Raw genomic sequence first — 9,878 nt, forward strand, 5'->3', positions numbered from 1 at the left:
GATCGTTCGAGGAAGGCGCGTCGATGCTGCTGACCTATGGCACGACGATCCACGCACTGGTCGATCGCGGCCATATCAAGGCCGGCGACAACCTGCTGGTGCTGGGCGCGGCGGGCGGCGTCGGGCTGGCCGCGGTGGAGCTGGGCAAGGCGTTCGGCGCGCGCGTGGTCGGCGCGGTGTCGAGCGAGGAGAAGGCGCAGGCGGTGCGCGATGCGGGCGCCGACGACGTCATCATCTATGGCCGCGCGCCCTTTTCGAAGGACGAATCGAAGGCGCTGGCGGAACAGTTCAAGGAGAAGGGCGGGCGCGAGGGCTTCCAGCTGGTCTATGACGCGGTCGGCGGCGACTATGCCGAACCGGCGCTGCGCTCGATCGGGTGGGAGGGGCGCTATCTGGTGATCGGCTTCCCCGCCGGCATCCCGAAGCTGCCGCTGAACCTGACGCTGTTGAAGAGCTGCGACGTTTGCGGCGTGTTCTGGGGCGCGTTCGCGGCGCGCGAGCCAGAGCGCAACCGTGGCAACATCCGCCAGCTGTTCGACCTGTGGCAGCAGGGGAAGATCGCGCCGCGCGTGACGGAGGTGTTCCCGTTCGAGCGGGGCGGCGACGCAATCGCCAAGATGGCCGCGCGCGGCGCGATCGGAAAGCTGGTGGTGCGCGTCGCCGACTGATGGGCGGCGCGGTGGGCGGCGTGAAGCGTTGCGTGTTGCGCCGTGCCGCCCTAAGTCGCGGCGAACAGCACGACGGGAGCCGACATGACCACCTTCGACGATCGCGAGCGGGCCTTCGAAGCGAAGTTCGCGCGCGACGAGGAAAACGCGTTCCGCATCACGGCACGCCGCAACCGGCTGGCTGCGCAATGGGCCGCCGACCTGCTGAAGCTGACCCCGGCGGAGGCGGATGCCTATGCCAAGGCGGTGGTGCAGGCCGATTTCGAGGAAGCGGGCGACGAGGACGTCGTGCGCAAGCTGTTCGGCGACCTGACCGCAGCCGGCCTCGACGTCGAGGAGGGGACCGTCCGCCGCATGCTGGACGAGAAGCTGGTCGAGGCGCGCCGCCAGCTGATGCAGCCGGAGTAAGCACGCGATGCCGATGGCAGGCGAGGAGATCGCGGCGCTCATCAAGGCGGGCATTCCGGATGCCGAGGTCGAGATGACCGATCTGGCCGGCGACAACGATCATTGGGCCGCCCGGGTGACCGCCGCGTCCTTTGCCGGAATGCCGCGCGTGAAACAGCATCAGGCGGTCTACGCCGCGCTGGGCGGGCGGATGGGCGGCGTGCTCCATGCCTTGCAGTTGACCACCGCCGTCCCGAAGTAGGCGACAGGTTCCGACAGAAAGTGACGATGACGATGACCGATGACGCCCAGGCCCGCATCGACGCGGTGGTGAAGAACAACGCGGTGGTGCTGTTCATGAAGGGGACGCCGCTGTTCCCGCAATGCGGGTTTTCCAGCCGCGCGGTCGCGATCCTGGAGCGGCTGGGCGTCGATTTCGAAAGCGTCGACGTATTGCAGGATCAGGCGGTGCGGCAGGGGATCAAGGCCTATTCGGACTGGCCGACCATTCCGCAGCTGTACGTGGGCGGCGAATTCGTCGGCGGATCGGACATCATGATGGAGATGTACGAGGCGGGCGAGCTGGCCGAGCTGTTCCAGAATGCGGGCGCCGCCGCCAAGTAAGCGCGCGCCGTTGACGGTGTAGGAAGGCCCATGCCCGCCGGTCGGGTGTGGGCCTTTTTCTTGGTGCCGTCTGACGTGTATCGGGAAGGCACCGGGTACGGGCGGGGGTCGCGAGATCGAAGTAGCGACGCCCCGCCCGGCTGAAGCGTATCCACGCTCGGTGCGGGTCATACCTAGCACCGCGCGTGCCAGTTCATCGGATCGACGGTTTTGCGCGGTTGCGTTGGTTAACGCGCGTCAACGGCCTGTTGAAATTGTAAAAAGAACCGACAGGGGCTCCGCAGCCACTATTGACTACAGGCGTAATCAATAAGATTACATGCGTAGTCGATAGGAGGCGAGTCGTGGCCGAACGTATCAGCGAAGCCGAACATGCGGTGATGGAGGTCCTGTGGGATGACAGCCCGCTGACCGCGCAGGATGTGGCCGAACGGGTCGATCCGACGCGCGGGTGGAGCGCGGCGACGGTCAAGACGTTGCTCGGTCGGCTGCTGGCCAAGGAAGCGGTGGCGCATGATGTCGACGGGCGGCGGTATCTGTACCGCCCGGCGGTGGCGCGGGAGGATTATGTCGCAGGCGAATCGCGTCGGCTGATCGACCGGCTGTTCGGCGGCAAGCTGACCCCGCTGGTCGCGCATCTGGCGGAGCGCGACGCGATTTCCGATCAGGATATCGCCGAGATCGAGGCGCTGCTGAAGGCGTTGAAACAATGATCGGCTGGGCGATCGAGGCGCTGCTGGCATCGGCATTGCTGATGGTGGTGGTGCTGGCGGCGCGCGGGCCGGTGCGCGCGGCGTTCGGCCCGCATGTCGCCTATGCGCTGTGGGCGATCCCGGTGCTTCGACTGCTGCTGCCGCCGTTGCCGGCCGGATGGCGTGCGGGCATGTTGCCGCACCTGCCTGCGCCGTGGCGGGGCGGGGCGATGCCGGACCTGCCGGCAGGCGATCCGCTGACGGTCATCATCGGCGCGCCGGCCGCGGCGTTGCCGGCGGCGACGCCGGTGCCGGGCGGGATCGGCTGGGCAGAAGCGGCGCTCCTGCTGTGGGGTGTGGGTGCGGCGGCGCTGCTGGTGTGGCAGGTGCTGCATTATGCGCGCTTCCGTCACCGGGTGCTGCATCACGGCATCGCGGTCGACCGCGTGCGGTCGGTGACGGTGGTGCGCAGCGCGGCGGCGACGGGGCCGCTGGCGTTCGGGGTGTTCGACCGCGTGGTCGCCTTTCCGCGCGATTTCGCGGCGCGCTTCGACGTCGAGGAGCAGGCGCTCGCGCTGGAGCATGAGCTTGGCCATCACGCGCGCGGCGACCTGATCGCCAATTGGGTCGCGCTGGCGGTGCTGGCGGTCCACTGGTTCAACCCACTCGCCTGGATCGCCTTTCGCGCATTCCGCGCCGATCAGGAAATGGCCAACGACGCCTATGTCCTTTCCAAATGCGGCGCGGCGGCGCGCCACGCCTATGGCTGCGCGATCGTCAAGGCGGCGCACGGACGCGCCGTATCGCCGGCCTGCCACCTCAACACCGTCAAGGATCTGAAGGGGAGATTGCGTATGCTGGGGCGGAAGAACGTGTCGCGCGGTCGCGTGGCAATGGGGGCGGGGGCAGCCGGCGCGCTGGCGCTGGGCACGCTGGCGATGACCGCATCGGGAACGCAGGCGGCCGAGCGGATGCGCATCAAGGTGGAAACCGCCACCGGCGTCGAGATCGCCCGGTTGGCGCCGGTCGCCGCGTTCCACGCGGCGGTGGCGCCGATCGCCCCGGTGGCGCCGGATCTGCCCTCGGGCGAGGCGGCGCCGGTGGTACCGGACGTGCCCGCCGTGCCGCCCGTCCCGGCCGCGCCGACGCCGCCGGAGACTGGGCAGCACGACAGCAATCACGTCGTCGTGGTCGAGAACGGCAAGCGGACCGTCTATGACGGTGTGGAGGCCGACGCTTGGCGTGCCGCCCACCCGCTGCCCGCGCCGCCGATGCCGCCCGTTCCCCCGTCTCCTGCGACGAAACCGGTGATGGTCATCCGTACCGGCGACGTGCCGCAGGTCGTCGAGCGTAGCTGCGCGCCGGGGGAGGGCGGAACGGACTCGCGGATGATCCTGATGATGCCGCGCGATGGCGACAAGCGCGTGATGACCGTCTGCACCAACCGTGTCGACGAGATGGCGCGCCGCGTCGCCGAGCGGGCGACCGCCGACGCCGAACGGATCGCGGGCGATACCAAGCATATCGAGCGCGACGCGAAGCGCACCGCGATCGCCAGCCTGTACCAGGCCCGTGGCGGGTTGTTCGCCAATCGCGCGCTGAGCGCCGAGCAGCGCCGGCTGGCGGTGTCGGGCATCGACGAAGCGATCACAGAGTTGAGGGCCGAGGTCGCCGCGCGCGACTGAGGTCTTCCGCCGGCCGTGCCTGACCCTCGTACGGCCGGCGATAGCCGCCCGCCCCCCACGCCCTTGCGCGCGGGGGGCGGGTTCGCCATGTCGGACGCGATGGCAAAGGATCCCCCCGCCGGCGTGCCGATGACGCTGGAGCCGCTGGTGACGCGGGTGCTGGCGCCCAATGCGTCGCCCTATACCTATACCGGCACGCAGGCGCATATCGTCGGGACCGACGACGTGGCGATCATCGATCCCGGCCCTGCCGATCCGGCGCATCACGATGCGTTGATGGCGGCGATCGCGGGGCGGCCGGTGGTGGCGATCGTCATCACCCATCATCACCGTGACCATTCGCCCGGCGCGCGCGCGCTGAAGGCGGCGACCGGCGCGCCGATCGTCGGGGCGGCGCCCTTCGCGCTCACCGACGACGGCCCGCGCGCGGACGATGCCTTCGATCCCGATTACGCGCCCGACCGGGTGATGGCGGAGGGCGACAGCGTGGCGGGCACCGGATGGACGCTGACCGCGATCGCGACGCCGGGGCATACGAAGAACCACCTCGCCTTTGCGCTGCCCGAGACGCGCGCGCTGTTTTCGGGCGATCATGTGATGGGTTGGTCGACCAGCGTGGTGTCGCCGCCCGACGGCGACATGACCGATTACATGGCCAGCCTGGAAAAGCTGATCGGGCGCGACGACCGCGTCTATTACCCCGGCCACGGGCTGGAGATCGATCGGCCGGAACGGCTGGTGCGCGGGATGCTGGGGCATCGCAAGCAGCGCGAGGGGCAGATCCTGCGTCTGCTGGGCGAGGGCCCCCGCGCGATCCCGGCGATGGTCGAGCGGATGTACGCCGGGCTGGACCCGCGGCTGTTCGGCGCGGCGGAACGATCGGTGCTGGCGCATCTGATCGACCTGGAACGCCGCGGACTGGTCGCTGCGGACGGTGAGGCGTGGCGGGGCATGGCGGCGTGAACACGCATCTGACCGGGCTGGGGCGGCTGCTGATCGGCGCAGCGGTGGCGGTGGCGATCGTGCTGGGATCGCTGGCGGCCTATCGGCGGTTCACCCGCGATTATACCGTCACGACCGACGACAATGGCGTCGCGGTGGCGCGGGTAGTCGCGGGGCGGCTGTACGGCAGCAGCGAATTGCGCGTCAGCCGGCTGTCGGGCACGGTGCAGGCGACCGGTTCGACCAGCCGGCTGTGGGGCTGGCTGCCGTCGAGCCGGGTGGTGAAGGCGCCGTTCGAGGTCGATTACTTCGTCGACCTGCGCGCACTCGATCCGTCCGATTTCCGCTATGACGCCAAGGCGCGGACGCTGCTGGTCGAGGTGCCCGACGTCACCATCGGCCGTCCCAATGTGGACGAGGCGAACGTCACGATCGACCAGACCAGCGGGCTGTTCGTGTCGCGCGCCGCGATGACCGAGTTGCAGCGGCGCGCCTCCGTGTCCGCCGCGCGCAGCGTCACGGCATCCGCGCGGTCGCCCGAGAACATGCGCAAGGCGCGCGAGAACGGCCGTGCCGGGCTGGCGCAGCTGTTCGGCGGCACGCTGCGCGCCGCGGGGCTGCCGGTGGCGGTGACGGTGCGCTTCGCCGGCGAACCGCGCGGGGCCGACGAGACGCGCTGGGACCTGACCCGGTCGCTGGAGGAGGTGCTGGGCAACGCGGGGTGATGTCGCGGATTGAGCGGCGCGGCCGGAGGGTGTAGAAGGCGGGCATCGACGACGGCTGGGGGGCTTGTCCGATGGCGACCGATGTTTCCGACGTGCATGTCGCGGCACCCGCACGGCGGCGGCCGTTGCAGGACCATCGCTTCTTCCTGACGATCGCGATCGTGGTGACCGTGATCAACGTCGCCGCCTTCTCGATGCAGGCGGCGCTGGGGCGGTCCAGCTTCGCGCAGCCGTGGCATGTCCATCTGCACGCGATCGTCTTCTTCGGCTGGGTGATGTTGTACCTGTGCCAGAACGTGCTGGTCGCCACCGGCGCGCTACGCTGGCACCGCACGCTCGGCTGGGTCGCGGTCGGGTGGATGGCGGGAATGGCGGTGGTCGGGCCGATCACCGTCGCGATGCTGGTTCGCGCCGGGCGGGTGCCGTTCTTCTTCACCCCGGCCTATTTCGTGGCGATGGACCTGCTGGCGCTGGTCACCTTCCTGGCGCTGGCCGGCACGGCGGTGCGGATGCGGCGGCGCACCGAATGGCACCGCCGGCTGATGGCGAGCGCGATGTCGGCGATCATGGGGCCGGCGTTCGGGCGTCTGCTGCCGCTGCCGTTGCTGATCCCCTTCGCCGGGCTGGCGGTGTTCCCGACGCTGCTGGCGATCCCGGTGGCGGGCGCGATCTACGATCGGCGGACGCGCGGTGCGGTGCATCCCGCATGGTGGTGGGGGATCGGCGCGCTGACGCTGACTCACCTGCTGATCGAGCTGTGCGGACGCGGCGCGCCGGGGGTGGCGGCGACCATCGCCATCGCCGCCGGAACGCCCGGTGCGGCGGTCGATCCGCGTCCCCGCCGCATTCAACGGCATCTGGGGGCACAAGCCGACCTGGGGCGTGCTGCCGGCCGACGGCCATTATTTCCCCGGCACCGACAGCGCGCGCACCGCTTTGTCGGTGATCGGGCCGCTGGCGCGCGATCCCGCCGATCTGGAGGTCGCGCTGGGCGTCGTCGCCGATCACCCGCTCGCCCCCGCGCATCAGCATGTGTCCGGCACGTGGCGGGTGCTGCTGCTGACCGGCCATCCGCTGGCGCGCGTGCAGGGCGCGATCGTGACGGCGCTGGAGGAACTGGGCGAGCGGATGGCCGCCGCCGGCGCGCTCGTCGATCGCACCAGCCCGCTGCTCCCCGATCTGGCGCACCAGCACGCCGGTTACTGGCAGATGCTCAACATCGCCATGTCGCGCCGGATGCCGCTACCCGATGGCGCCACCCCGCCCGCGCTGGAGGACTGGCTCCACCTCCACGACGAACAGGCGCGCAACCAGCGCGCGTGGCGCCGCCTGTTCGAACAATATGACGTGGTGATCGCGCCGACCGTCGGCATGACCGCCTTCGCGCACGACGACACGCCGCTCGCCACCCGCCGGCTCGACGTGGATGGCGAGGATACGCAATTCTTCCACCAGTTCGCCTTCCCCGGCATCGCGACCTTCCCGATGCTGCCCGCCACCAGCGTGCGGATCGGCACCGATCGCGACGGCCTGCCGATCGGGGTGCAGGTGATCGCCGATCTGTTTGCCGACCGTACCGCCATCGCCGCCGCCCGCACGGCGCACGAGCTTTCATGGAGTGACCGATGACGACCGATCTCGACACCTTCCGCGCTGACACGCGCGCCTGGCTTGAAGCGAATTGCCCGCCCGAAATGCGCGAGCCGGTGCGCGGCGAAAAGGATGCCGTGTGGGGCGGACGCGACCAGAGCGCGCTGACCCCGGCGCAGAAACAATGGATGGACGCGATGGGCCAGCGCGGCTGGACCGTGCCGGACTGGCCGAAGGAATATGGCGGCGGCGGCCTGTCGGCGGCGGAAACCAAGGTGCTGCGCGAGGAAATGGCCCGCATCCGCGCGCGCAATCCGCTCAATTCCTTCGGCATCTCGATGCTCGGGCCGGCGCTGCTGAAATACGGGACGGAGGAGCAGAAGAAGCGCTTCCTCCCCGAAATCGCGCGCGGCGAGATCCGCTGGTGCCAGGGCTATTCGGAGCCGAACGCCGGGTCGGACCTCGCCAGCCTCGCCACCAGCGCTGAGGACAAGGGCGATCACTTCCTGGTCAACGGGCAGAAGGTGTGGACCAGCTACGCCGACAAGGCGGACTGGATCTTCTGCCTGGTGCGCACCGACAGGACCAACAAGCACAACGGCATCAGCTTCGTGCTGTTCGACATGGCCAGCGAGGGCGTGTCGACCAAACCGATCCTGCTCATCAGCGGCTATTCGCCCTTCTGCGAAACCTTCTTCGACAATGTGAAGGTGCCTAAGGAGAATCTGGTCGGCGAGCTCAACAAGGGCTGGGACGTCGCCAAATACCTGCTGGGGCATGAGCGCGAGATGATCTCGGGCATGGGCCTGGGCGGCACCGGCGCGAAGAACCCGCTGGTCGAGGTGGCGACGCGCTCGGTCGGCACCGGCGACGACGGCCGGCTGGCCGATCCGCTGCTGCGCGCGCAGTTGGCGCTGTTCGACGTGCGCGCCAAGGCATTCGCGGCGCAGAGCGAGCGCTTCATCGACGAGCTGAAGGCCGGCCGCGCGCATCCCGCTCAGCCCAGCATGATGAAATATTACGGCACGGAGCTGAACAAGACGCGCTACGAACTGCTGATGTCGGCGGGCGGCTCGGACGAGCTGGAATGGGAAAGCGCGGCGTCGGACGGCGGGCGCGAGGCGCGCGCCTGGCTGCGCACCAAGGCGAATTCGATCGAGGGCGGCACCAGCGAGGTGCAGCTCAACATCATCGCCAAGCGCATCCTCGAATTGCCGTCGTAACGCGCCTGACCCGTCACCCCCGCGAAAGCTGGGGTCTCCCGCCCCAACACGTGCCCTCGCGGCACGCAATCCCGGCCTGCGCCGGGATGACGAACGGAGACGAACAATGCCTCTTTTCCTCAACGACGAACAGACGATGCTGCGCGACACCGCGAAGGATTTCGTCAGCGAACATGCCCCCGTCGCCCATATGCGTGCGCTGCGCGATGCGAAGGACGCGACCGGCTTTTCCCGCGACCTGTGGAAACAGTTCGCCGACATGGGCTTCACCGGCATCCTGATCGGCGAGGACGCCGGCGGGCTGGGCCTCGGCCATGTCGAGGCGGGCGTGGTGCTGGAGGAGATCGGCCGCAACCTGTCGCCCTCCCCGTTCCTCACCACCGCCGTCGCCGCGGTCGAGGCGCTGAAGGGCACCGCGCAGGCCGACCGCTGGTTCCCCGGCATCCTGGCGGGCGAGACGGTCGCCGCGCTGGCGATCGACGAGGGCGCCAAGCACCGCAACAGCGTCGGGATGAAGGCCGAGCGTTCGGGCAACGGCTTCCGCCTCTCAGGCGCCAAGCAGTTCGTCACCCATGGTCATGTCGCCGATCTGCTGATCGTCGCGGCGCGCACCGCCGGGTCGCCGGATGACGATGCGGGGGTGACGCTGTTCGCGGTGCCGCGCGACGCCGCCGGCCTCACCGCCACGCCGGAGCGGCTGGCCGACGCCAGCCTCGCCGCGCGCATCGCCTTCGACGGTGTCGAGGTGGATGCCGATGCGGTGATCGGGGAGGTCGATGCCGGCCGCGATCCGCTGTCGCGGCTGCTGCGCGCGGGCCGCACCGGCGCGGCGGCGGAAATGCTCGGCGTCGGCGGCGGCGCGATGGACATGACCGTCGGCTATCTCAAGGATCGCAAGCAGTTCGGCGTCGCGATCGGCAGCTTCCAGGCGCTCCAGCACCGCGCCGCGCATCTCTATGCGGAGATGGAAGTCGCGCGCGCCGCGGTCCTCAAGGCGCAGCAGCTGCTCGACGTCGGCGACGACAAGGCGGATCAGGCGGTGTCGGTGGCCAAGGCGATGACCGGCCTGGCCACCACGCTGGCGGTGCAGGAAGGCGTGCAGATGCATGGCGGCATCGGCATGACCGACGAATATGACATCGGCTTCTACATGAAGCGCGGGCGCGTGCTGGCGGAAATGTTCGGCGACGCCAATTTCCACGCCGATCTGCTGGCGAGAACCGCGGGCTATTGACCCGCCTCGCGCTCCTGCGCACGCAGGGGCCCGGAATCACAAGCGCACCGCGTGTGGCCCTGGGCTCCCGCCTGCGCGGGAGCACGCACGATGACCGACCCCACGCCC

At 69.6% G+C, this 9,878-nt stretch carries 12 protein-coding genes; 11 read left to right on the forward strand and 1 reads right to left on the reverse strand.

Going from position 1 to position 9,878, the window contains the following annotated elements; all coding sequences use genetic code 11:
• The 8 genes from AX685_RS16135 to AX685_RS16170 all read left to right on the forward strand — a co-directional run.
• Positions 1–668: zinc-binding dehydrogenase (locus AX685_RS16135; RefSeq protein ID WP_066490501.1), on the forward strand; the 668-nt coding region annotated here is incomplete at its 5' end.
• A gap of 84 nt (positions 669–752) precedes the next feature.
• Positions 753–1,076: a DUF1476 domain-containing protein gene (locus AX685_RS16140; RefSeq protein ID WP_066490502.1), complete on the forward strand. Its 324-nt coding sequence runs from the start codon at positions 753–755 to the stop codon at positions 1,074–1,076.
• Between the two features lie 7 nt (positions 1,077–1,083).
• Positions 1,084–1,317, forward strand: a complete 234-nt coding sequence (locus AX685_RS16145) for a BolA/IbaG family iron-sulfur metabolism protein (protein WP_066490504.1) — start codon at positions 1,084–1,086, stop codon at positions 1,315–1,317.
• Between the two features lie 32 nt (positions 1,318–1,349).
• Positions 1,350–1,679, forward strand: coding sequence for a Grx4 family monothiol glutaredoxin (gene grxD, locus AX685_RS16150; protein ID WP_066490521.1), 330 nt, complete (start codon positions 1,350–1,352; stop codon positions 1,677–1,679).
• Between the two features lie 344 nt (positions 1,680–2,023).
• Positions 2,024–2,392 (forward strand): BlaI/MecI/CopY family transcriptional regulator, encoded by a 369-nt coding sequence (locus AX685_RS16155; protein ID WP_066490505.1) that lies wholly within the window; start codon positions 2,024–2,026, stop codon positions 2,390–2,392.
• Entirely contained in the window at positions 2,389–4,056 is a 1,668-nt protein-coding gene (locus tag AX685_RS16160; protein ID WP_066490507.1) for a M56 family metallopeptidase, read from the forward strand. Before AX685_RS16155 ends, AX685_RS16160 begins: the two co-directional genes overlap by 4 nt.
• A gap of 99 nt (positions 4,057–4,155) precedes the next feature.
• Positions 4,156–5,019 carry an MBL fold metallo-hydrolase gene (locus AX685_RS16165; RefSeq protein WP_066490529.1) on the forward strand — a complete coding sequence of 288 codons (864 nt, stop codon included), beginning with the start codon at positions 4,156–4,158 and terminating at the stop codon, positions 5,017–5,019.
• Positions 5,016–5,723 carry a DUF4230 domain-containing protein gene (locus AX685_RS16170; RefSeq protein ID WP_197418655.1) on the forward strand — a complete coding sequence of 236 codons (708 nt, stop codon included), beginning with the start codon at positions 5,016–5,018 and terminating at the stop codon, positions 5,721–5,723. Before AX685_RS16165 ends, AX685_RS16170 begins: the two co-directional genes overlap by 4 nt.
• A 442-nt stretch (positions 5,724–6,165) precedes the next feature.
• On the opposite strand, the gene AX685_RS23375 is transcribed toward AX685_RS16170, so the two are convergent.
• Positions 6,166–6,291: a hypothetical protein gene (locus tag AX685_RS23375; RefSeq protein ID WP_269450503.1), complete on the reverse strand. Its 126-nt coding sequence runs from the start codon at positions 6,289–6,291 to the stop codon at positions 6,166–6,168.
• A gap of 248 nt (positions 6,292–6,539) precedes the next feature.
• Between AX685_RS23375 and AX685_RS23215 the strand changes: the two genes are divergently transcribed.
• The 3 genes from AX685_RS23215 (at position 6,540) to AX685_RS16185 (ending at position 9,770) form a co-directional block, all read left to right on the forward strand.
• Complete coding sequence (locus AX685_RS23215) at positions 6,540–7,352, forward strand: amidase family protein (RefSeq protein ID WP_066490511.1); 813 nt, start codon at positions 6,540–6,542, stop codon at positions 7,350–7,352.
• On the forward strand, positions 7,349–8,536 hold the full coding sequence (locus tag AX685_RS16180) for an acyl-CoA dehydrogenase family protein (protein ID WP_066490517.1): 1,188 nt from the start codon (positions 7,349–7,351) through the stop codon (positions 8,534–8,536). The genes AX685_RS23215 and AX685_RS16180 overlap by 4 nt, the downstream gene beginning before the upstream one ends.
• Before the next feature lie 106 nt (positions 8,537–8,642).
• Entirely contained in the window at positions 8,643–9,770 is a 1,128-nt protein-coding gene (locus AX685_RS16185) for an acyl-CoA dehydrogenase family protein (protein WP_066490519.1), read from the forward strand.
• Positions 9,771–9,878 lie beyond the last annotated feature (108 nt).

Origin of the sequence: Sphingomonas sp. CCH9-F2 (assembly GCF_001556735.1) — a bacterium.
In the GTDB taxonomy this organism is placed as follows: Bacteria; Pseudomonadota; Alphaproteobacteria; order Sphingomonadales; family Sphingomonadaceae; genus Sphingomonas; species Sphingomonas ginsenosidimutans.

Bases quoted from the DNA above. Each gene is read 5' to 3' on its own strand.
- AX685_RS23375 (WP_269450503.1), bottom strand. From the start codon at position 6,291: ATGATCGCCGACATCGCGCTCGCCATCAGCCGGCGGTGCCATTCGGTG.
- AX685_RS16165 (WP_066490529.1), top strand. From the start codon at position 4,156: ATGGCAAAGGATCCCCCCGCCGGCGTGCCGATGACGCTGGAGCCGCTG.
- grxD (WP_066490521.1), top strand. From the start codon at position 1,350: ATGACCGATGACGCCCAGGCCCGCATCGACGCGGTGGTGAAGAACAAC.
- AX685_RS16185 (WP_066490519.1), top strand. From the start codon at position 8,643: ATGCCTCTTTTCCTCAACGACGAACAGACGATGCTGCGCGACACCGCG.
- AX685_RS16140 (WP_066490502.1), top strand. From the start codon at position 753: ATGACCACCTTCGACGATCGCGAGCGGGCCTTCGAAGCGAAGTTCGCG.
- AX685_RS16180 (WP_066490517.1), top strand. From the start codon at position 7,349: ATGACGACCGATCTCGACACCTTCCGCGCTGACACGCGCGCCTGGCTT.
- AX685_RS16160 (WP_066490507.1), top strand. From the start codon at position 2,389: ATGATCGGCTGGGCGATCGAGGCGCTGCTGGCATCGGCATTGCTGATG.
- AX685_RS16145 (WP_066490504.1), top strand. From the start codon at position 1,084: ATGCCGATGGCAGGCGAGGAGATCGCGGCGCTCATCAAGGCGGGCATT.